Below are 22,452 nucleotides of genomic sequence, written 5' to 3'. Positions count from 1 at the left end.
TTGCCGGATGGCGGCTTCGCCTTATCCGGCCTACAAATTAGAGACTCTGACCGACCTTCAGCACCGCCGCAATATTTCTCGCCGTCATACGCACATTTTCCCCGGCCTGCGCCAGTGCGTCATCAAGCGTGCAGATGCGATACAGAACGCTAAACACCGCATCAATACCATGCTGGTGTACCACGCCGACATCCGCCGTCAGGCTCCCGGCGATGCCAATAACCGGGATCTGATAACGTTTGGCAACCCGCGCCACGCCGACCGGAACCTTACCGTGCACCGTCTGGCTGTCCATTCGTCCTTCACCGGTTATCACCAAATCCGCATCTGCCACCAGCGCATCCAGATGTAATGCTTCCGTGACAATATCGATGCCGGGACGTAGGCTCGCGCCACAAAAAGCGTACAGCGCGGCCCCCATGCCGCCAGCCGCCCCGCCGCCTTCTAGCGTCAGCACGTCGAGCGCAAGCTCCTGTTCAATGCAATGGGCATAATGCACCAGCGCATCGTCAAGTTCAGCCACCATCTCCGGCGTGGCACCTTTTTGCGGACCAAACACCGTCGATGCGCCTTCTTCACCGGTCAGCGGGCTGGTCACATCGCAAGCAACATCAATCTGGCAATGTGCCAAGCGGCTATCCAGCCCGCTGGTATCTATTTTTGCTAACGTAGCTAACCCTGCGCCCCCTAGAGAAACGGGCTTATTGTCAGCAGTCAATAGCTTTACACCCAGCGCCTGAACCATCCCCGCGCCGCCATCGTTAGTGGCGCTGCCGCCGAGCCCAATGATGATGCGCTTAACCCCAAGATCCAGCGCATGTCGAATAAGCTCACCGGTGCCCCATGAGGTGGTGATGAGCGGGTTACGCCGCGCTTGCGGTAATAGCTCGAGACCACTTGCCGCCGCCATTTCGATAAAGGCACATTGTTCATCACCCGAGACGCCGTAAAATCCCTCAACGGACTCCCCCAAAGGACCGGTCACGTCAACCGTCACTACACGCCCATCAGTAGCGGCAACCATCGCTTCCACAGTCCCTTCACCACCGTCGGCTACCGGCAGCTTAACGTACTCGGCGTCGGGATAAACCTCGCGGAAGCCTGCTTCAATCGCGCAGGCAACCTCAAGCGCACTCAGGCTTTCCTTGTAAGAGTCTGGGGCAATCACGATTTTCATAGCGGTCCTTGTGCAAGTTGGCGGCAGTGTTCTGCACACGGGAATGCGCAGAACACTGCCGGCTCCGTAACGAGCCGGCGGTTATTTTAGCGCACCATGCAAGGGCGCTTGTTGTCAAACGTCCAGTTTGGGATCAAATACTGCATGCCCATCGCATCATCACGCGCACCAAGCCCATGTTTTTTATACAACTCGTTCGCATGCATAACCTGATCCATATCCAGTTCTACACCAAGGCCGGGTTTATTCGGCACCTGAACCATTCCGCCTTTGATCTCAAACGGCTCTTTGGTCAGGCGCTGATTGCCCTCCTGCCAGATCCAGTGAGTATCAATAGCCGTGACTTTGCCTGGCGCTGCGGCTGCTACGTGTGTGAACATCGCCAGCGAAATATCGAAATGGTTATTGGAGTGCGAGCCCCAAGTCAGACCAAATTCATGGCACATCTGCGCCACGCGCACAGAACCCTGCATGGTCCAGAAATGCGGATCGGCCAGCGGAATATCGACCGACTGTAAAGACAGAGTGTGGCCCATCTGACGCCAATCGGTGGCTATCATATTCGTCGCCGTCGGCAGACCGGTGGCGCGGCGGAATTCAGCCATCACCTCACGACCTGAGAACCCCTGCTCCGCGCCGCATGGATCTTCTGCATAGGCTAGGGACCCCTTCAGGTATTTGCCAATTTTGATGGCCTCATCAAGAGACCATGCGCCGTTCGGGTCGAGCGTCACGCGTGCCTGCGGGAAACGTTTAGCCAATGCCACAATGGACTCGGCCTCTTCCTCCCCCGCCAGCACGCCGCCTTTGAGTTTGAAATCATTAAAACCATATTTCTCATAGGCCGCTTCCGCGAGGCGCACCACTGCGTCCGGCGTCATTGCCTCATCATGGCGTAGGCGGTACCAATCACATGCCTCATCCGGTTGGCTCTGATAAGGCAACGGCGTGGCCTTACGGTTGCCGACAAAGAACAGGTAGCCCAGCATTTCCACTTCACTACGCTGTTGGCCGTCACCTAGCAGGGAAGCAACATTGACGCCAAGGTGCTGACCGAGAAGATCGAGCATTGCCGCTTCGATACCGGTGACCACATGGATAGTGGTACGCAGGTCGAACGTCTGCAGGCCACGGCCGCCAGAATCACGATCGGCGAAGGTATTGCGCACGCTGTTGAGGATATTTTTATACTCACCCAACGTTTTACCAACCACTAATGGAATGGCGTCTTCCAGCGTCAGACGAATTTTCTCGCCACCGGGAATTTCACCCACGCCCGTATGGCCCGAGTTATCTTTGATGACAACGATATTGCGGGTGAAGAACGGGGCATGCGCTCCACTCAGATTCATCAGCATGCTGTCGTGCCCGGCAACCGGCACGATTTGCATCGAAGCCACTACTGGCGTTGAAGTTTGAACCATCATGTTTCAATCCTTTATTAAATTATCAACGGCCGAAAACAGGGCGTTTACGGTCAAATGTCCAACCTGGGATCAGATACTGCATCGGGATGGCATCATTGCGGGCCCCCGCGGGCAGTCGCTTGTAAGCGTCATGCGCTTTGTGTATCTGCTCCCAGTCCAGTTCCACGCCCAGCCCGGGCGCATCCGGCACGGTAATCTTACCGTCCTTAATTTCTAACGGATTTTTCGTCAGACGCGCGTCGCCTTCTTGCCAAATCCAGTGGGTATCAATCGCAGTTGGCGTTCCCGGCGCAGCGGCACCGACGTGGGTAAACATCGCCAGTGAGATATCGAAATGGTTATTTGAGTGGCAGCCCCAGGTCAGCCCCCAGTCGTCACAAAGTTGGGCGACGCGAACGGCGCCTGAAAGCGTCCAGAAGTGCGGGTCGGCCAGCGGAATGTCGACTGAATTGAGCATCACCGCATGCCCCATCTCACGCCAGTTGGTTGCAATCATATTCGTCGCCACTGGCAGGCCCGTGGCACGACGAAATTCCGCCATCACCTCGCGACCGGAAAAACCTTGTTCTGCACCGCAGGGATCCTCCGCATAGGTCAATACATCATTGAGTCCTTTGCACAGTGAGATGGCCTCGTCCAACAGCCACGCACCGTTCGGATCGACGGTAATACGCGCATCTGGGAACTGCTTTTTCAGCGCCTTAACCGACTCAATTTCCTGCTCGCCCGGCAGCACACCGCCCTTCAGTTTGAAATCTTTAAAACCATAACGATCCTGTGAAGCCTGTGCTAAACGTAGCACCGCATCGCTGGTCATCGCTTCCTGATGGCGCAGGTGATACCACTCGTGGTCGCCTGGCGTACGCTCAAGGTACGGCAGATCGGTTTTTGTGCGATCGCCTACGTAAAACAGATAGCCCAACACCGTCACGGCATCGCGCTGTTTACCCGGGCCAAGCAGTTCACAAACGGGAACGCCCAATGCTTTGCCGAGTAAATCCAGTAGCGCGGCTTCCAGCGCAGCGACGGCGTTGACCCGCAGTTCAAACGTCCATGCACCCTTGCCGAAGGTGTCAAAATCAGCGTGCTGATTGCCTTTGTGCACCCGCTGCACCACTTTATTCAGGCGGGCGACTTCCTGCCCCAACACCATCGGAATGGCGTCCATCAAGGTTTGATAAATTACTTCTCCACCCGGCGCTTCCCCAACGCCGGTATTCCCGGCGTTATCGGTCAACACCACAATATTGCGGGTGAACCAGGCGCTGTGCGCACCGCCGATATTCATCAGCATACTGTCATGTCCCGCGACGGGAATGACTTTCATATCGGTAATCACGGGACTCGCTTGCATACTCATAATGAGCTCCCTGTCACCGGTTTGAGTTCAACGCGTTTAATATCGCCGACCAGCACCAGGTAGCTGAGAATCGCCACCAGCGCATGAATACCGACATAAATTAGCGCACCGTTGAAAGAGCCCGTGGTGCCGACGATATAGCCGATAGCAATTGGCGTCACGATCCCGGAAATATTGCCGAACATATTGAACAAGCCGCCGGACAGACCGCTTATCTCTTTCGGTGCCGTATCGGCCATCACCGCCCAGCCGAGCGCACCGATACCTTTCCCGAAGAAGGCCATTGCCATAAAGCCAATGATCATCCACTCCGCGTTGACGTAGTTACAGAACACCATCACCATCGACAGCAACATACCCAACACAATCGGGGTTTTACGGGCAATATTGAGCGAGCCGGTTCGGCGCATCAGCCAGTCAGAGATAATCCCGCCGAGCACGCCGCCCACAAAGCCGCAGATGGCCGGCACCGATGCGACAAAACCGGCCTTGAGAATTGACATCCCACGGGCCTGAACCAGATAGACCGGGAACCAGGTGATAAAGAAATAGGTTAATGCGTTGATGCAGTACTGACCGATATAGACACCGATCATCATGCGGGAGCCAAGCAGCTGTTTGATTTGCCCCCACTTCTGGCTGAACGGAACTTTCGCCGTCGTGCCCTTTTGATCCATATTGATAAGCGCACCGCCCTCAGCAATATACTCCAGCTCTTTTTTATTCACGCCAGGATGCTGATTTGGCTCATAAATCACCTTCAGCCAGACAAAGCTGATGATAATGCCAAGTCCCCCCATAAAGAAGAAGACGTGCGACCAACCCACGGCGTGGGTCAGCCAGCCCATAATCGGCGCAAAGATAACGGTGGCAAAATATTGTGCGGAATTGAAGATAGCCACTGCCGTGCCCCTTTCCTGAGCCGGGAACCAAGCGGCCACAATGCGGCTATTCCCCGGGAAGGAAGGCGCTTCAGCGAGACCGACCAAAAAGCGCAGGGTGAAAAGCGCAATGACGATGCCAAAGCCGTTGAAGATATCAACGAAGCCCTGCAGAAGGGTAAATCCGGACCAGATGAAAATAGACCAGAAATAAACGCGTTTTGAACCAAAGCGGTCAAGCAACCAGCCGCCAGGGATTTGACCAATAACATAGGCCCATGAAAATGCGGAGAAAACATATCCCATTCCAACCGCATCAAGTCCTATATCTTTTGCCATCTCCGAACCGGCAATGGAAAGCGTTGCGCGGTCACCGTAGTTAAAAGAGGTGACAATAAACAGCATCACCACTATCCAATAGCGAGCGTTTGTTCGTTTTTCAACGGCGCCCGCAGTATGACTTAATGAACTCATTGTTGTACTCCTGAATTATAGCTTTTCGCTACATCCATTCTGAACAGCACAACCTGTAGGGTAATCAGAATGACGTATTTGTGTTTTTTAGCAGTATGTCGTTGCGCTACTGCTTTTTTATAACTGGCAGGAAAAGTATAAAAAGAGGAGGCTCGTGGCTCATCATTCAAACGCACATCATTTCCACTATTTTATCCGTATATTTTTGACATACGCCCAACTTGCTGGGTAATGGCTCACGAAAATGGAAAACAAACGGCGGCTCAATAAGCCCCAGGCAAAAGAACGTGAAAGGGTTCTCTTGACGTTGTGGAAACGCCCAGAAAAAAGGGGACAGGCAAATTCGTTTACGGACATCGGTCCGAAGAGAAGCTCTGACGGGCTTGCTATGATGAGAACAGTCGTTGTTCCAAAGGATTGGCTGGCAATAGGGGCATGGAGGCCCTCCGAGTAGGGGGAGGGCTTCTGTGTTATTTAAGCAGTGTCGCCCACTGTTCGACCCACGGATTTGCAACGCTTTCCGGTTCGGGATCTTCCGAGGCGTCAATCATCAGCATCTCGCCGATACGCTGCGCGCTCTGTTCTTGTAACAGCGCATCGAATCGTTTACCGCCGCCACAGAAATTGGCGTAGGTACTGTCGCCCAGCGCAATGATGCCGTAGCGCAGATGCGGTTGGTACATATCTTGGAGATCGTTAAATAAGGGAACAATACTGTCTGGTAAATCGCCCTGCCCGGTTGTCGAGGTGACAACCAGAACATATTTCCCGGTATAGCTTTCCCAATCGGCGATCATCGGGTCTTCAAATACCTTTGCCTGATGGCCAAGACCGGTCAGAATAGTTTCCGCCTCTTCCGCCACCAGCAGCGAATTGCCGTACATGGTGCCTACAAAAATCCCGACTTCTGCCATGATTTAACTCCCTGTTTACTTCTCGATAGCTTCATCCTGACCGCAGTCGGCGACAAACTCAACCCTTTCATTCAAGGGGAGAAGTCCGCGCCAGCCAAAATGTGATAAAGCCTGCATCCAGACGTCATCCAGTTCGGCACGCAATACCAGCGGCTCGCCGGTAAACGGGTGAGTGAGCGACAGCTGGCTGGCATGGAGCATCAGCCGGTTGCAGCCAAAATGTTCAAGCGCACTACGGTTTTGTCGCAAGTCGCCGTGCTTGCTGTCACCAATCATCGGATGACGAAGATGAGACATGTGGCGGCGCAGTTGGTGCTTACGTCCGGTTTTCGGATCGAGCTCCACCAAGCCATAACGCGTGGTCGGATAGCGCCCAGTCGCCACCGGCATCTCAACCGTTGCCAGCCCTCGATAGTGGGTTACTGCAGGTTGTGCTTCTTTATTCTCACGGGAAAACTTATCGGCGATTTTATCCAGCTCTTCCACCAACGGGTAATCGAGCACCGCCTCGTCGGTCAGCCAGCCGCGCACAATCGCGTGGTAACGTTTTTGGATCTGATGCTGCTCAAACTGCTGCGATAGACGACGGCCAGCTTCGCTGGAAAGCCCCATCAGCAGGACGCCGGAGGTGGGCCGATCAAGGCGATGAGCGGTAAAGACATGCTGACCAATTTGATCGCGTACCGTCTGCATCACCACCACTTTCTCATCACGATCGAGCCAACTGCGATGAACCAGCCAGCCGGACGGCTTATTCACCGCAACCAGCCATTCGTCCTGATATATAATTTCCAGCATCAGGTCACATCGCTTGCAAAGAAGGCGTCGAGTTCGGTCAACGGCGGCAGAATGATGGCGCGTAGTGGATGGGCAGCGTCAAGAGCCATCTCATAGTATGGCGCGATGGCAAAATCTTTCGGCAGCGGCATTTTGCTATCTAGCATCTGGTGCATACGCGGGATCAACACCCATTGCAGCCACTCAAGCGGTTCTAGCGTATCCATGCAAAATGGCTGATCGCTGGTGAAGGCGCTGTCGTGCGGCGCGTTTTCTTGCCAATGTTGATGCTGACGAAGCAGGTTTTCAATAAGCAGGAGTTGGTCGCGTAGGCTGTCGTGGCGTGTCATGGGAACCTCAGAGGAAACAAAATCGGGCGCAGGATACCATTACTGGTTGGCGAGAAACAAAAAAAAGGGAGCACTGTAAAAACAGTGCTCCCGGTTCGTTTCGCAGCAATCCAGCTACTTTTAGTGCTCCCTGCTCGTCCGTGACAACTTTTCCTGTGGTCTCCTGACCATGTTCATCCATAAACAGTTGCTTCCTGCATCACACCACCCCGATGTGATTTCACCCAGTCCTTGAGTGTGTCCCGATCTTCCTGATCCACCAGATATCCTCTCTGGCTCTCATTCTCCGTCCTGGAGGTGTCCTTTAACGCGTTCCTGCGTGGTCCTGTGCTTCATCCTGAAGCCTATCCTTGTATCACCTTCCCGGTGTGTCCTGTGAAGTGTCATCATCCTGATGTTCACCTCACTGTGCGACTCCCTGTCGACAGACATAGAATCCGCTATTCCGCCCCATCTTACAAGTGCTTCTCAGGCAATCCCTTAAGGCTTACACGAGAGCAAAATAGTAAGATTTAAAGTCAACACATTGATTTATTGATAATTTATCAAATTGGTGTGAGGGGTGTCCTACTTAACTTCTGGCGATCTCTTACAATGCGTGTAAGAGATCTCTCACAAGATGACGGGCAAACTGTCTTACAGATTGGGATGAAGTTGAGTCAGGAAACTCGCAAGAGAGGAGGCCAGGGGTAGGCGATTGCGGGTTCCAAGCGTTTCTTTAATCACTTCGCCGGTCACATTACACACGGAAATGACGTCCAGTTCGCTGTCCAGCGTTGCTATAAATAAGGTCGGAGAAAGCTTCAAACGTTTTTGCGTCACCAGATGACCAATCAGGTTTTCCTGAACGCGGCGGAAATCATCTGGACTCCACGCCTGCAGCAGGGTTAGGGATTCCCCCATGAAAAACGCCTGCATATCACCCGCATACTGGGTGGTATAATAACTGTGAATGGGTTGTTGTACCACAATATCCATGGCGCGCTCAACGCCATTTACATTTTGCTCGCCGTCGAACGGCTGCGGCTGCCAGAACACGGCGTTATCAGTGGTCGACACCTGACATGGCGATGGAATGCCATAAAGCTCTTCGCTGCGCGGCAGGCTGTTGTGGTCGCGCTGCCAAGCATCGCAATAGCGTTGGGTAAAGGCATGTAATGCTTCTGCTGTCTGCTGGTCCACGAATTTCTCTCTTCAGATTAGCCAGGGTACACTAGATACAATAGTGTACCTGCTTTATAACGGTGAAACATGTCTTCTTATGAGAACCATCAGGCGCTCTCTGGCCTGACGCTGGGTAAAACCACAGATTACCGCGATATCTATGACGCCAGCCTGCTGCAGGGTGTACCGCGCAGCTTAAACCGCGATCCGCTCGGCCTGCATGCCGACTCGCTGCCTTTTCATGGGGCCGATATCTGGACGCTGTACGAACTGTCTTGGCTGAATGCCAAAGGATTGCCGCAGGTGGCAGTGGGCCATGTTGAGCTCAGCCACCAAACGGTAAATCTCATTGAGTCTAAAAGCTTTAAGCTCTACCTCAACAGCTTTAACCAGACGCGTTTTACCAGTTGGGACGCCGTGCAAGAGACGCTGGCACGCGATCTCAGCGCCTGCGCACAGGGTGAAGTGACCGTCGCGCTGTACCGCCTTGACGAGGTAGAAGGCCAGCCGATTGCCCACTTCCACGGCAGTTGCATTGACGCTCAGGATATTGAAATCGATAGCTATGAATTCAGCACCAACTACCTCAAAGGCGCTGCTGGTCAGAAAGTCGTACAGGAAACGCTGGTCAGCCATCTGTTGAAATCCAACTGTCTTATCACCCATCAGCCGGATTGGGGCTCGGTACAAATTCAATATCGCGGCCCGCAGATTGATCGCGAAAAGTTGCTGCGTTACTTGGTCTCTTTCCGCCACCACAATGAATTCCATGAGCAGTGCGTCGAGCGCATCTTCAACGACATTTTACGTTTTTGCGCACCGGAAAGTCTGAGCGTCTATGCCCGCTACACCCGACGTGGCGGCCTAGACATCAACCCATGGCGTTCCAACAGCGAATTCGTCCCGGCCATAGGGCGTTTGGTGCGCCAATAACCTGAACAATTTCTCAATAATGCGCACATTGTTCCACGCATAAGGTTGTCGTAACCGGTCTGGCGAGGCTATTGTAATCACTAAGGAAGACGATATTCGTCCCGTAAGGAGTTCCCTTGATTACACATATTAGCCCGCTAGGCTCAATGGATATGTTGTCGCAGTTGGAAGTGGACATGCTCAAACGCACGGCCAGCAGCGACTTGTACCAATTGTTCCGTAACTGCTCACTGGCCGTACTCAACTCAGGCAGCCTGACCGATAACAGCAAAGAACTGCTATCCCGCTTTGAGAATTTTGATATCAACGTGCTAAGTCGCGAACGCGGCGTAAAGCTAGAGCTTATCAACCCGCCGGAAGATGCGTTCGTTGACGGCCGTATCATTCGTTCGCTACAGGCCAACCTGTTCGCCGTCCTGCGCGATATTCTGTTTGTTTACGGACAAATTCATAACGCCGTCCGTTTCCCGAGTCTCGATTTAGAAAGCTCTATCCACATCACCAACTTGGTCTTCTCCATCCTGCGCAACGCCCGTGCGCTGCACGTAGGCGAAGCGCCGAGCATGGTGGTGTGCTGGGGCGGACATTCAATCAACGAAAACGAATATCTCTATGCGCGTCGTGTCGGTAACCAGCTAGGCTTACGCGAACTCAACATCTGTACTGGCTGTGGCCCGGGCGCGATGGAAGCGCCGATGAAAGGCGCTGCGGTGGGTCACGCGCAGCAGCGCTACAAAGAAGGTCGTTTTATTGGCATGACCGAGCCGTCAATCATTGCCGCCGAGCCGCCTAACCCGCTGGTCAACGAACTTATCATCATGCCAGACATTGAAAAACGTCTGGAAGCATTCGTACGTATCGCTCACGGCATCATTATTTTCCCAGGCGGCGTCGGCACTGCGGAAGAGCTACTTTATCTGTTGGGCATCTTGATGAACCCGGCAAACAAAGACCAAGTGCTGCCGCTTATCCTCACCGGTCCGAAAGAGAGCGCCGACTACTTCCGCGTACTGGACGAATTTGTCGTGCATACGCTGGGTGAAGGCGCACGTCGTCACTACAAAATCATCATTGATGATGAAGTTGAAGTGGCGCGTCAGATGAAAAAAGCGATGCCGCTAGTGAAAGAGAATCGTCGCGATACCGGTGACGCATACAGTTTCAACTGGTCGATTCGTATTACCCCAGACCTGCAAATGCCGTTCGAGCCTTCTCACGAAAATATGGCCAACCTGAAGCTCTACCCGGACCAGCCTGTCGAAGTTCTGGCTGCCGACTTACGTCGCGCCTTCTCTGGCATCGTGGCGGGTAACGTGAAAGAGGTGGGTATCCGTGCCATCGAAGAGTTTGGGCCGTATAAAATTCACGGTGACAAAGAGATGATGCGCCGGATGGATGAACTGCTGCAGGGTTTCGTCGCCCAGCATCGCATGAAATTACCCGGCTCTGCCTATATTCCTTGCTACGAAATCTGCGCCTAAGGCTCACGCTCAGCGTTTTCTCCTCTCCCCCCGGCGGCATTCTCCGCCGGGATTACCCAAATCAGCCCACAAAATTCTGCCTTCGCGCCTCAAAGCCAATCGTTTGCGTTTAATGAACAACCGCATATTATCAACGATAGTTGTCATAAGACGCTAAAAAGCGCCGCTTTGACCATTTTTATCAGCAAAAACATCGTATTTATCCCCCTCCCCATTTACCCGTCATACTGCAAATGCTAGCCTTCGCGACCATAAATTTCCGCAGAAAAGCCAATTACAGGGTAAAGACCTGCAATAACCCCAATCAAAAGTGGATTATTACATTTGGGATCGTGATCACTGATACATTCGCCAGTTAAATGTACATTTGCGCTCGTCAAAAATGGCGCCGGGTAAAAATCATAAAAAAACCGTCACATATAAAATTTAATATTGCTTTTATCGTTTCTTTTACTTTATTTGACTAAAAAATTAGCATTTTTCCTTCCTCCAGGAGATACAGATGGAAAACACTCAAACCAGCACGGTCGTCACAGCAGAATCTGCTAGCGGATGGCGCAAAACAGATACAATGTGGATGCTGGGTCTTTATGGCACTGCAATCGGTGCAGGCGTACTGTTCCTGCCGATTAATGCCGGCGTAGGCGGCATGATCCCGCTTATCATCATGGCAATTCTTGCGTTCCCGATGACCTACTTCGCACACCGCGGTCTGACCCGCTTCGTGCTGTCCGGTAAAAACCCGGGTGAAGACATCACTGAAGTTGTTGAAGAGCACTTCGGCGTTGGCGCAGGTAAACTGATTACCCTGCTTTACTTCTTCGCAATCTACCCAATCCTGCTGGTTTATAGCGTCGCTATCACCAACACGGTAGAAAGCTTCCTGACTCACCAGCTGCACATGACGCCACCGCCGCGCGTGATTCTGTCTCTGCTGCTGATCGTCGGTATGATGACTATCGTTCGCTTCGGTGAGCAGATGATCGTAAAAGCGATGAGCATCCTGGTATTCCCGTTCGTTGCCGCCCTGATGGTGCTGGCTCTGTACCTGATCCCTCAGTGGAGCGGTGCAGCACTGGAAACCCTTTCATTTAGCGGTGCAGCCGTAACTGGCAAAGGCCTGTGGATGACTCTGTGGCTGGCAATTCCGGTCATGGTCTTCTCCTTTAACCACTCACCAATCATCTCCTCCTTCGCCGTGGCGAAGCGTGAAGAGTACGGCCAGGGCGCAGAGAAAAAATGCTCCTCTATTCTGGCTCGCGCTCACATCATGATGGTGCTGACCGTAATGTTCTTTGTCTTCAGCTGTGTACTGAGCCTGTCCCCTGCGGACCTCGCAGCAGCCAAAGATCAGAACATCTCTATCCTGTCTTACCTGGCAAACCACTTTAACGCACCGGTTATCGCCTGGATGGCACCAATCATTGCGATTATTGCTATCACCAAATCCTTCCTCGGCCACTACTTAGGCGCTCGTGAAGGCTTCAACGGGATGGTCATTAAGTCTCTGCGTGGTAAAGGCAAAACGATTGAAATCAGCAAGCTGAACAAAATCACCGCCGCGTTCATGCTCGTAACCACTTGGATTGTGGCGACGCTGAACCCAAGCATCCTCGGCATGATTGAGACCCTGGGTGGCCCGATTATCGCGATGATTCTGTTCCTGATGCCGATGTATGCGATTCAGAAAGTACCAGCAATGCGTAAGTACAGCGGTCATGTCAGCAACGTATTCGTTGTCCTGATGGGTCTTATCGCTATCTCCGCAATCTCCTACTCTCTGTTCAGTTAATCCCCCTGCGCCGCCCTCGGGCGGCGCACCTCGTTATACAATGGACGCCTCATGATTAGCGTATTCGATATTTTCAAAATCGGCATTGGTCCTTCCAGCTCACACACCGTCGGACCAATGAAAGCAGGCAAACAATTCACGGACGACTTGATTGCGCGTGGGATCCTCACTGATATCACTCGCGTGGTCGTCGATGTTTACGGCTCACTCTCACTGACCGGTAAAGGTCACCACACCGATATCGCCATTATTATGGGTCTGGCTGGCAACCTGCCGGACACGGTTGATATCGAGTCCATCCCGGCATTTATCCAGGATGTGAACACCCACGGTCGCCTGCTGTTGGCAAACGGACAGCACGAAGTGGAGTTCCCGGTTGACCAGTGCATGAACTTCCACACTGACAACCTCTCCCTGCATGAAAACGGTATGCGTATCACCGCGCTGGCGGGTGATAAAGCGGTTTACAGCAAAACTTATTATTCCATTGGCGGTGGTTTTATCGTCGATGAAGAGCACTTTAACCAGCAGGACGAAGCACCTGTTGCCGTGCCTTATCCGTACAAAAATGCGGCCGATTTGCAGCGTCACTGCGAAGAGACAGGCCTGTCGTTGTCCGGCCTCATGATGCAAAACGAACTCGCGCTGCACAGCAAAGAAGAGCTGGAAAAGCACTTCGCTGACGTCTGGGCAGTGATGAAGGGCGGTATTGAGCACGGCACCACCACTGAAGGCGTCCTGCCGGGCAAACTGCGCGTACCGCGCCGTGCTGCCGCGCTGCGCCGTATGCTGGTGAGCCAGGACAAAGTGAACAGCGACCCGATGGCGGTGGTTGACTGGATCAACATGTTCGCTCTCGCCGTTAACGAAGAAAACGCCGCCGGTGGCCGCGTTGTTACCGCACCGACCAACGGTGCCTGCGGTATCGTTCCTGCGGTGCTGGCGTACTACGACAAGTTTATACGTGAAGTAAACGCTAACTCGCTGGCGCGCTACATGCTGGTGACCAGCGCTATTGGCTCTCTGTACAAGATGAACGCCTCAATTTCTGGCGCTGAAGTTGGCTGCCAGGGCGAAGTCGGCGTTGCCTGTTCAATGGCCGCAGCCGGTTTGGCTGAGCTGCTGGGCGGTAGCCCTGCGCAGGTCTGTATCGCCGCGGAAATCGGCATGGAACACAACCTTGGCCTGACCTGTGACCCAGTTGCCGGTCAGGTGCAGGTGCCATGTATCGAACGTAACGCCATTGCCTCCGTGAAGGCTGTAAATGCCGCACGTATGGCGCTTCGCCGCACCAGCGTGCCGCGCGTTTGCCTCGATAAGGTTATCGAAACCATGTACGAAACCGGCAAAGACATGAATGCCAAATACCGCGAAACCTCTCGCGGCGGTCTGGCGATGAAAGTCTCCTGCGATTAAGCCATCCCCAGAGGCCTCGTTTTGCGAGGCCTCTTCCCGTTTTATCCCCCGTCAATAGCCTCACTACGCCGTGAATGTTACCCTTAGCGCCTGTTTCAGTAAGGAGAACACTAGGTGGCCGTTCATTTGCTTATCGTTGATGCGCTCAACTTAATCCGTCGTATTCACGCCGTTCAGGGGTCGCCCTGCGTGGAAACCTGCCAGCACGCGTTAGACCTGCTGATTGTTCACAGTCAGCCTACGCATGCGGTAGCGGTATTCGACGATGAAGCGCGTAACAGCGGTTGGCGGTACCAGCGTCTCCCAGACTACAAAGCCGGCCGCCAGCCCATGCCTGACGAGCTGCATGCGGAAATGCCCGCGCTTCGTGCGGCGTTCGAGCAGCGCGGGGTACAGTGCTGGGTTTCAGCCGGCAACGAAGCCGATGACTTAGCCGCCACGCTGGCGGTGAAGGTCACGCAGGCCGGCCATCAGGCCACTATCGTCTCCACCGATAAAGGCTACTGCCAACTGCTGTCGCCGACGTTACAGATTAGGGACTATTTCCAAAAACGCTGGCTGGACTCACCGTTTATCGAAAAAGAATTTGGCGTGCTGCCACAGCAGCTTCCTGATTATTGGGGACTGGTGGGGATCAGCAGTTCAAAAGTGCCTGGCGTAGCGGGTATTGGCCCTAAGAGTGCGACGCAGCTGCTGGTAGAATTTGGTTCGCTGGAAGGGCTGTACGAACGGCTGGAAGAGGTGCCGGAGAAGTGGCGTAAAAAGCTGGAAACGCATCGGGAAATGGCGTTTTTATGCCGGGATATTGCGCGCCTGCAAACCGACCTTCATATCGATGGCAATTTACAGCATCTGCGATTAGCCAGATAAAATCGTAGGCATGATAAGCGCAACATCATCAGGCAGCCGCACGCATATCTGCCGGATGGCGGCGTAAACGCCTTATCCGGCCTACAAGCTTCGGTTGAAATCGTAGGCCTGATAAGCGCAGCGCCATCAGGCAACTGCGCGCACATCTGCCGGGATGGCGTTATCGCTCGTCGCGACGACCACCCACGGCGGCCCACAGACGGCGAATGTGAACGGTCACTTCTTCACGGTCGTGATACAGCTGACGCGCCTGAATCTGCGCATTAATACCGTTCTCATCGAGCTTCTCTTGGATGTACGCTAAGTTGTTAGACAGCTCTTCGTAGCGCTTTTTCATCGGCAGCTTCAGGTTGAAAATGGTCTCACGGCACCAACCGTTGACCAACCATTCCGCCATCAACGCAGCCACCTTCGCCGGACGCTCAACCATATCGCACACCATCCACGAGATGTTGCTACGGGTTGGGCGGTAGCGGAAACCGTCTTCACGCAGCCAGGTCACCTGGCCGGTATCCATCAGACTTTGCGCCATCGGGCCGTTATCCACGGAAGAGACCCACATATTACGTTTCACTAGCTGATACGTCCAACCGCCAGGACAGGCGCCCAGATCGACCGCGTACATCCCGTTAGCCAAACGTTCATCCCACTCATCGGCGGGAATAAAGACGTGGAACGCCTCTTCCAGCTTCAGCGTCGAACGGCTTGGCGCATCTGATGGGAATCTCAGACGCGGGATACCCATGAAGAACGGTGAGTTGTTGGTGGTGTAGGAGTACCCGGTATAGCAGCAGCCCGGTGCAATAAAGAACACATGCACCACCGGGCGCTTAGGCGTCTCATACGAAGCCAGCACCTTCGCTTCACGTAGCGCCGAGCGCAGCGGCACGGTGAGCTTACGGCAGAACTTCATCAGCTCTTTGCTTTCGTTGGTGTCAGCCACTTCCACACGAAGATCGCCACCCTTCTCGACCACGCCTTGCAGCATGCCGACGATCGGGGTTACGCGGTCTTCCGGCGGAAGATCTTTTAACAGCTCGCCCACCACAATCATCTGACGGGCAAACACCAGTGAACTAAACGGCAGCTCACGCGCCAGTTTGTCAGCATCGCCTTCCTGATAGCATTCGAAAATCACATAGCCGGAGTTATCTTTCACGCGCGCAAAGCCAAACACCTCGCGACGTCCGGCCTTATCGGTAATTTCCGCAGCACACTCTTTCTCAAACCCAGGGCGGCAATACAGCACAACCTTATTCATGAACAACACCCTTACGTTTAAGTCGAATCGCACCAATTAACATCAAAACCCAACCGGCCAGGAAACTTACGCCGCCAACCGGTGTGACAAAAGCCCACAGACGCAGATGGGAGAGTGCCAAGCAGTACAGGCTGCCGCTAAACAGTACTGTACCCAGCGCCATAAATACGCTGCTCCAGTAGAACCAAATACTAATGCGGCGCTGCATGGCAACGGCAAGGCCAAAAATCGCCAGCGTGTGGAATGCCTGGTACTCCAGACCGGTCTGGATCCACCCCATCTCAACAACGCCTAACGATTTGCTCAGCACGTGTGCGCCAAACGCGCCAAGTGCAACAAAAATAAAGCCACTGATTGCGGCAAATATCAGCATAAAACGGCTGGTCATGGTATTACCCTAAATTCATTTATTGGTCGTATCGAAAACGAAAAGTTTCTTGCTCTTGAGCCGCTTTCGCCAGAATCCATTGACGAAAGGCCGCTATTTTACCCAGTTCTGCCTGACTGTCATGACAAACCAGATAAAAAGCATTCTTGCTGACGAGGACGTCATTAAACGGACATACCAGACGGCCCGCTTCAATTTCAGATTGCGCCATGACGTTATTCGCCAACGCAACCCCCTGTCCATGGATAGCAGCCTGTAGCACCATCGCGCTATGGCTGAAAATTGGCCCCTGCTGCACGTTGATATGGCTAAGCCCGAGCTGGCGGGTATAGGTTTGCCAGTCGCGGCGCGAAGCATCGTGCAACAACGTGTGCTTTGCTAGGTCGGCGGGCGTTTTTAGTGCTTTCTCACCGGTAAGCAGCAACGGAGAACAGACGGGGAGCAGATACTCAGCGTAGAGTTTTTCAACCCGCAGTCCCGGCCAGTTGCCGCGACCATAAAAAATGGCCACATCCACATCGTCCGCCAGTTTGTCTTCCTGACGGTCAACGGCCTGAATTCTGACGTCGATTCCCGGATAAGCTGAGTTAAAGCTTGAGAGGCGAGGCACCAGCCACTGAATGGCAAAACTGGGCAGTAAACTCACGGTTAACGCCCCTTTCGCACTCCGGGCCTGTAGTTTACGCGTAGCCTCGGTTAATTGCGAAAAGATCTCCTTGATATCCTGAAAATAGCTCTGTCCCTCCTCCGTTAACAGCAGGGAGCGGTTACGCCGCCGGAACAGTTTTAGACCCAGAAAATCCTCGAGAGACTTGATTTGATGGCTTACTGCGGCCTGCGTCACAAAAAGCTCATCGGCCGCACGAGTGAAGCTTAAATGACGTGCGGCTGCATCAAATACACGTAATGCATTAAGAGGTGGCAAACGCTTTGACATGGTCCCAGAACTCAATTGTTAATTGATTTTAACAAATAGGAAACACTGTTTAACCTATTAGTTTTTTTTATCTGAGACATTATAATTTGTCCGTTGAGGTTCTACCAGCAAATACCTATCATGGCGGCACTTCCTGAGCCGGAACGAAAAGCTTTTTTCGGAATGCGTGTTCTGAACAGCTTTTGGCTTGCGGTTGTGATGTTGTGTTGTTGTGTTTGCAATTGGTCTGCAATTCAGATCACGGTAGCAAGGCTACCCTTTTTCACTTCCTGTACATTTACCCTGTCTGTCCATAGTGATTAATGTAGCACCGCCTTATTGCGGTGCTTTTTTTTGCCTGTGAATGCCCTATTTCTCCAGAGCAATCATCTCTTTCACATCGCTATGGTTAATCTGTTGCTTCACGCCGTTGGCATCTTTATATGAGATCATGCCGGTGTCATCATCGGTCTGAGGCTTACCCTCAGAAACAATGCTACGGCCATCGTTGGTATGCATCACATAGTTCGGGCTCGAGCAGGCGCTCAGGGCAAAGGTCAGCATACAGGCAGAAATAATTGCGGCAGTCTTTTTCATCTTTTTCTCCTTACAGCGATTTATGCTAAGAATATCTATCAAAATGACAGGTAGAAATATTTACCCAACGTTATTTAGCATAAGACACTTATCCGCTTTCATCTGAAAATACAGACCATTCTGACAATGCGCCTCCACTTGTATCAATGCGCATTTTGCGCGACGATCGGACAATCGATACGAGGAATTCCATGAACGCGTTCTCCCCCGCGCAGTTTCGCGCACAGTTTCCCGCCCTGCACGATGCCGGGGTTTACCTTGATAGCGCCGCCACCGCGTTAAAACCGCAGGCCGTTATTGAGGCGACAGCTCATTTCTACTCGCTCAGCGCGGGTAACGTTCACCGCAGCCAATTTGCCGAAGCCCAGCGCTTAACCGAGCGCTACGAAGCCGCACGCGACCAGGTCGCCCGCTGGCTGAACGCGCCGAGCGGTAAAGATATCGTCTGGACGCGCGGCACCACGGAAGCCATTAATATGGTGGCGCAGTGCTACGCCCGTCCCCGCCTCCAGCCGGGCGACGAAATTATCGTCAGCGTCGCTGAACACCACGCTAACCTAGTGCCATGGCTGATGGTTGCCGAGCAAACAGGGGTTAAAGTCGTGCAACTACCGTTAGGCGCGGACCATGTGCCTGATGTTGCGCAACTCCGCACGCTGATAACCCCGCGTAGCCGCATTTTGGCTATCGGTCAGATGTCCAACGTCACCGGTGGCTGTCCGGATCTCGCACTTGCCGTTACGCTTGCCCATCAGGCCGGCATGGTGGTGATGGTTGATGGTGCTCAGGGAGCGGTGCATTTCCCGGCCGACGTGCAGGCGCTGGATATCGACTTTTACGCCTTCTCCGGTCATAAGCTCTATGGGCCGACCGGCATCGGTGCACTGTACGGCAAAAGTGAACTGCTCGACGCCATGAGCCCGTGGTTAGGCGGCGGGAAAATGATTCGCGAAGTGACCTTTGAAGGCTTCACCACTCAGCCGGTGCCGTATCGTCTGGAAGCCGGTACGCCAAACGTGGCGGGGGTTATTGGCCTAAGTGCCGCGCTAGAATGGCTGGCGGATAGCGATATTCAGCAGGCGGAATCATGGAGCCGCGGTCTCGCAACCCTTGCAGAAGAGGCGCTGGCAAAACGTCCTGGTTTTCGCTCCTTCCGTTGCCAAGACTCCAGCCTGTTAGCGTTTGATTTTGCCGGCGTGCACCATAGCGATATGGTGACGCTGCTGGCGGAATACGGTATTGCCCTGCGTGCGGGCCAGCATTGTGCCCAACCGCTGCTCACCGCGCTAGGCGTCAGCGGTACGCTACGCGCCTCGTTTGCTCCTTATAATACCCAAGACGATGTACACGCGCTGGTTGATGCCGTCGACCGTGCGCTTGAACTACTGGTGGATTGATGACAACAACCTTAAAGGCCGAGCATCCGTTTGGCACCCTCGTCACACCCGAATCGTTGCGACAGCAGTTTGGCGCACTTTCGCAGTGGGAAGATAAATACCGTCAGTTGATCCTGCTCGGCAAAAAGCTGCCGACGCTGAGTGACGCGCTTAAAGCGCAGGCACAGGAAATTGCAGGCTGCGAAAACCGGGTATGGCTGGGCTACACGCAAGCACCGAACGGCGCGCTGCACTTCTTTGGCGATAGCGAAGGGAGAATTGTACGCGGGCTGCTGGCCGTGCTGTTGACCGCGGTGGAAGGCAAACAACCGGCAGATATTCTGGCCACCGAACCGCTGGCTTTGTTTGATGATCTAGGGCTGCGCGGCCAGCTTAGCGCCTCGCGCAGTCAGGGCCTGATGGCCCTGAGCGAAGCAATCACACAAGCTGCCCGTCAGACGCTGGCCTGACGCTCTACTTTTGCCAACATCTTTTTCAACGCATGGGATACCGCAACAAAGCCAAAGGTTGCGGTAACCATCGTCGCCGCACCAAAACCGGAGGCACAGTCCATACGTTTTGGCCCTTCTGCGGTACTTTTCATCGCACACACGGAACCGTCTGACTGCGGATACACCAAAGCTTCGGTGGAAAATACGCAATCAATGCCGAGCTTGCCTTTGCTGTTCTTCACCACGCCGAAATCGCTTTTCAGCCGCTCACGCAGCTTCGCCGCCAGCGGGTCTTGGATGGTTTTCGCCAGGTCGCTGACCTGAATCTGCGTCGGATCAATTTGCCCGCCCGCACCGCCGGTGGTAATTAACGGCACTTTATTGCGACGGCACCAGGCAATCAGCGCCGCTTTCGGGCGCACGCTATCAATCGCATCAACGACGTAGCTGTAGCCTAGGCCCATATATTCAGCCACGTTATCCGGCGTGACAAAATCGTCGATAACGGTAACGCGACATTCCGGGTTAATAAGCCGAATACGATCCGCCATCACTTCGGCTTTCGCCAGCCCAACGTTACCGCCCAGCGCGTGGATCTGGCGATTGGTGTTGGTGACGCACACATCATCCATATCAATTAGCGTGATAGCACCAATGCCGGTACGCGCTAGCGCTTCCGCCGCCCAACTGCCGACGCCGCCAATTCCGACCACGCACACGTGCGCCTCGGCGAAAACCTGTAAGGCTTTCTCGCCGTATAACCGCGCCGTACCGCCAAAACGTTGACGCCAGGCGTCACTGATAACCACAGACATAAAACCTCAAACTCATAAATATCGCGCGATATGACTGCCTGATGGCAGCTACGCCTTATCAGGCCTACTCAATCATGTAGGCCTGATAAGCGAAGCACCATTCGGCAACTAGCCGCTAAACACATTCCCGCCGTTGGCCGCTGTCTTCAACACCCATACGCGTCCGTAATGATTATACCAGCCCGCGCGATGCCCGGCATCCGCGCCAATACCTTGGTAAATATCAAAGTGCTGGCCTTTAATCGCGCCGCCCACGTCCAGCGCCACCATCAAGCGCAGTTCGTACTGGCCGTTAAACTTGCCGTTATTATCAAGCTGCGGCACTTCCGCCAGTAGCGTGGTCCCCGGCGGGATAACGCTCTTATCAGAAGCCACCGAAGCCCGACCAATCAGCGGCACGGCGCTGGCCCCTTTCACCGGAGCGAACGACTGCGGTTTAAAGAAGACGAACGACGGGTTCTGCTCCAGCAGTTCGCGGACTTCTGCTTCGCTATGCGTCTCACCCCAGTGGCGAATCGCCTGCATCGACATATCCTCGCGTTTCACTTCACCGCGATCGATGAGCACTTTGCCGATACTTTTATAAGCCCAGCCGTTTTTCCCCGCGTAGCTAAAGAAGTTCAGCGGCGAGCCATCACCAAAATCAATGTATCCGCTGCCCTGAACGTCCATGATGAAGTTATCCATCAGCGAGTTACTGTAGGCCAGTACGTAGTTATCGCTAAGCTCCCCGGCGTAAATCCCGGCACGAGAAGGCAGCTTGCCGCGTTTTGGTGGCATACGGTAAAGCGGATACTGGAATTCGCCCTGTCGCGTATGCCGTGCCTGCACCACCGGCGTGTAGTAGCCGGTAAACTGGACGTTCCCGTAGTTATCGGTACCTTCCATCTGCCAAGCGTCAAGGCCGTACTGGCGCATAGTGCGCGTATCACCGCCGGCGCGCAGCCACTGCTGCACCGCGTTATAAAGGTTGCTCTGATTGCCGTACAGGCGTGGAGAGGCGTTACGAATCTGGTTCACCTGCTCAGCAAAGTCGCCCGCATTAATCGGGGCGCCCACGGCTTCAGGCTGATTAACCAGTGAGAAAGGCTGGGTGAATTTCCCGTCTTTATACTGTTGACCGCGATCGGTCGGTTTTGACGAACAGGCTGCTAACATCGCCAGCATTGCCCCTGTTGCTACATACTTAACCCAACGTCCTTTCATGGTGTCTTCTATTTTCCGCATAATCGAAAGTGCCCGATGACGATAACAAACCGCCAAGGGTAATGAAATGTGATTAGGGCGACTCGCAATAACTTTGTACAAAAAAACGCCTTAATTGTGCCGTATACGTACAACCTATAAAAAAATGAGTGATTTATCTCAAAAATGGGTTGCAACAAAAGTTCAGCAGAGTATAGTGCGCTTCCACGGACGCGGGGTGGAGCAGCCTGGTAGCTCGTCGGGCTCATAACCCGAAGGTCGTCAGTTCAAATCTGGCCCCCGCAACCAATTAAAGTAAGCAGTAAACATTACTCGATGGAAGAGTAATGACGGACGCGGGGTGGAGCAGCCTGGTAGCTCGTCGGGCTCATAACCCGAAGGTCGTCGGTTCAAATCCGGCCCCCGCAACCAACACTAAAATGACA

General features: G+C 53.7%; 21 protein-coding genes and 2 tRNA genes. 9 read left to right on the top strand and 14 right to left on the bottom strand.

Annotation, left to right across the window (positions count from 1 at the left end):
• Positions 1-37: 37 nt before the first annotated feature.
• The 8 genes from AB4K05_RS02765 to syd all read right to left on the bottom strand — a co-directional run bounded on the left by AB4K05_RS02765 (position 38) and on the right by syd (position 8,542).
• Positions 38-1,177, bottom strand: a complete 1,140-nt coding sequence (locus AB4K05_RS02765) for a glycerate kinase (protein ID WP_368478484.1) — start codon at positions 1,175-1,177, stop codon at positions 38-40.
• A gap of 86 nt (positions 1,178-1,263) precedes the next feature.
• Positions 1,264-2,604 (bottom strand): glucarate dehydratase, encoded by a 1,341-nt coding sequence (gudD, locus tag AB4K05_RS02760; RefSeq protein ID WP_368478483.1) that lies wholly within the window; start codon positions 2,602-2,604, stop codon positions 1,264-1,266.
• Between the two features lie 22 nt (positions 2,605-2,626).
• Positions 2,627-3,964, bottom strand: a complete 1,338-nt coding sequence (locus AB4K05_RS02755; RefSeq protein WP_368478482.1) for an enolase C-terminal domain-like protein — start codon at positions 3,962-3,964, stop codon at positions 2,627-2,629.
• The gene (locus AB4K05_RS02750) at positions 3,961-5,319 is read right to left on the bottom strand and encodes an MFS transporter (RefSeq protein WP_368478481.1); all 1,359 of its coding nucleotides are present in this window, start codon (positions 5,317-5,319) and stop codon (positions 3,961-3,963) included. The genes AB4K05_RS02755 and AB4K05_RS02750 overlap by 4 nt, the downstream gene beginning before the upstream one ends.
• Before the next feature lie 470 nt (positions 5,320-5,789).
• Entirely contained in the window at positions 5,790-6,233 is a 444-nt protein-coding gene (locus AB4K05_RS02745; protein ID WP_368478480.1) for a flavodoxin, read from the bottom strand.
• 15 nt (positions 6,234-6,248) lie between these two features.
• Positions 6,249-7,031, bottom strand: a complete 783-nt coding sequence (truC, locus tag AB4K05_RS02740) for a tRNA pseudouridine(65) synthase TruC (RefSeq protein WP_368478479.1) — start codon at positions 7,029-7,031, stop codon at positions 6,249-6,251.
• On the bottom strand, positions 7,031-7,360 hold the full coding sequence (locus AB4K05_RS02735; RefSeq protein ID WP_368478478.1) for a YqcC family protein: 330 nt from the start codon (positions 7,358-7,360) through the stop codon (positions 7,031-7,033). Before AB4K05_RS02735 ends, truC begins: the two co-directional genes overlap by 1 nt.
• A gap of 636 nt (positions 7,361-7,996) precedes the next feature.
• Positions 7,997-8,542 carry a SecY-interacting protein gene (gene syd / locus AB4K05_RS02730; RefSeq protein ID WP_368478477.1) on the bottom strand — a complete coding sequence of 182 codons (546 nt, stop codon included), beginning with the start codon at positions 8,540-8,542 and terminating at the stop codon, positions 7,997-7,999.
• Between the two features lie 69 nt (positions 8,543-8,611).
• On the opposite strand from syd, the gene queF reads away from it, so the two are divergent.
• From queF to xni, 5 genes are all read left to right on the top strand, one after another.
• Positions 8,612-9,457, top strand: a complete 846-nt coding sequence (queF, locus tag AB4K05_RS02725) for an NADPH-dependent 7-cyano-7-deazaguanine reductase QueF (RefSeq protein WP_368478476.1) — start codon at positions 8,612-8,614, stop codon at positions 9,455-9,457.
• Positions 9,458-9,573: 116 nt separating this feature from the next.
• The gene (gene ppnN / locus AB4K05_RS02720) at positions 9,574-10,938 is read left to right on the top strand and encodes a nucleotide 5'-monophosphate nucleosidase PpnN (RefSeq protein ID WP_368478475.1); all 1,365 of its coding nucleotides are present in this window, start codon (positions 9,574-9,576) and stop codon (positions 10,936-10,938) included.
• Positions 10,939-11,440: 502 nt separating this feature from the next.
• A complete protein-coding gene (locus AB4K05_RS02715; RefSeq protein WP_368478474.1) occupies positions 11,441-12,730 on the top strand; it encodes an HAAAP family serine/threonine permease in 1,290 nt (429 codons plus the stop codon).
• 51 nt (positions 12,731-12,781) lie between these two features.
• Positions 12,782-14,146 (top strand): L-serine ammonia-lyase, encoded by a 1,365-nt coding sequence (locus AB4K05_RS02710; RefSeq protein WP_368478473.1) that lies wholly within the window; start codon positions 12,782-12,784, stop codon positions 14,144-14,146.
• A 114-nt stretch (positions 14,147-14,260) separates the two neighbouring features.
• A complete protein-coding gene (gene xni, locus AB4K05_RS02705) occupies positions 14,261-15,016 on the top strand; it encodes a flap endonuclease Xni (protein WP_368478472.1) in 756 nt (251 codons plus the stop codon).
• A gap of 160 nt (positions 15,017-15,176) precedes the next feature.
• Here the strand turns inward: xni and rlmM are convergent, their stop codons facing one another.
• From rlmM to AB4K05_RS02685, 4 genes are all read right to left on the bottom strand, one after another.
• On the bottom strand, positions 15,177-16,277 hold the full coding sequence (rlmM, locus tag AB4K05_RS02700; protein ID WP_368478471.1) for a 23S rRNA (cytidine(2498)-2'-O)-methyltransferase RlmM: 1,101 nt from the start codon (positions 16,275-16,277) through the stop codon (positions 15,177-15,179).
• Entirely contained in the window at positions 16,270-16,665 is a 396-nt protein-coding gene (locus tag AB4K05_RS02695; RefSeq protein ID WP_052282103.1) for a DUF423 domain-containing protein, read from the bottom strand. The genes rlmM and AB4K05_RS02695 overlap by 8 nt, the downstream gene beginning before the upstream one ends.
• Positions 16,666-16,684: 19 nt before the next feature.
• Complete coding sequence (gcvA, locus tag AB4K05_RS02690; RefSeq protein WP_368478470.1) at positions 16,685-17,602, bottom strand: glycine cleavage system transcriptional regulator GcvA; 918 nt, start codon at positions 17,600-17,602, stop codon at positions 16,685-16,687.
• Positions 17,603-17,950: 348 nt separating this feature from the next.
• Positions 17,951-18,178 carry a YgdI/YgdR family lipoprotein gene (locus AB4K05_RS02685; protein ID WP_368478469.1) on the bottom strand — a complete coding sequence of 76 codons (228 nt, stop codon included), beginning with the start codon at positions 18,176-18,178 and terminating at the stop codon, positions 17,951-17,953.
• Positions 18,179-18,369: 191 nt separating this feature from the next.
• Between AB4K05_RS02685 and csdA the strand changes: the two genes are divergently transcribed.
• The gene (csdA, locus tag AB4K05_RS02680) at positions 18,370-19,575 is read left to right on the top strand and encodes a cysteine desulfurase CsdA (protein ID WP_368478468.1); all 1,206 of its coding nucleotides are present in this window, start codon (positions 18,370-18,372) and stop codon (positions 19,573-19,575) included.
• Positions 19,575-20,024, top strand: a complete 450-nt coding sequence (gene csdE, locus AB4K05_RS02675) for a cysteine desulfurase sulfur acceptor subunit CsdE (protein ID WP_368478467.1) — start codon at positions 19,575-19,577, stop codon at positions 20,022-20,024. The genes csdA and csdE overlap by 1 nt, the downstream gene beginning before the upstream one ends.
• Here csdE and tcdA read toward each other — a convergent pair.
• On the bottom strand, positions 20,009-20,821 hold the full coding sequence (tcdA, locus tag AB4K05_RS02670; protein WP_368478466.1) for a tRNA cyclic N6-threonylcarbamoyladenosine(37) synthase TcdA: 813 nt from the start codon (positions 20,819-20,821) through the stop codon (positions 20,009-20,011). The genes csdE and tcdA overlap by 16 nt on opposite strands.
• A 108-nt stretch (positions 20,822-20,929) precedes the next feature.
• Positions 20,930-22,027 (bottom strand): murein transglycosylase A, encoded by a 1,098-nt coding sequence (gene mltA, locus AB4K05_RS02665; protein WP_368478465.1) that lies wholly within the window; start codon positions 22,025-22,027, stop codon positions 20,930-20,932.
• A 211-nt stretch (positions 22,028-22,238) separates the two neighbouring features.
• Here mltA and AB4K05_RS02660 point away from each other — a divergent pair.
• Together AB4K05_RS02660 and AB4K05_RS02655 are read left to right on the top strand one after the other, a co-directional pair.
• Positions 22,239-22,315 (top strand) — tRNA-Met (locus tag AB4K05_RS02660).
• A 46-nt stretch (positions 22,316-22,361) separates the two neighbouring features.
• Positions 22,362-22,438 (top strand) — tRNA-Met (locus tag AB4K05_RS02655).
• The last annotated feature ends 14 nt before the right edge of the window (positions 22,439-22,452 follow it).

It is taken from the genome of Kluyvera sp. STS39-E (assembly GCF_040932435.1).
In the GTDB taxonomy this organism is placed as follows: domain Bacteria; phylum Pseudomonadota; class Gammaproteobacteria; order Enterobacterales; family Enterobacteriaceae; genus Kluyvera.
The sequence above is the reverse complement of the archived record's forward strand: the minus strand, read 5'-3'. Positions and strand labels throughout refer to the sequence as shown.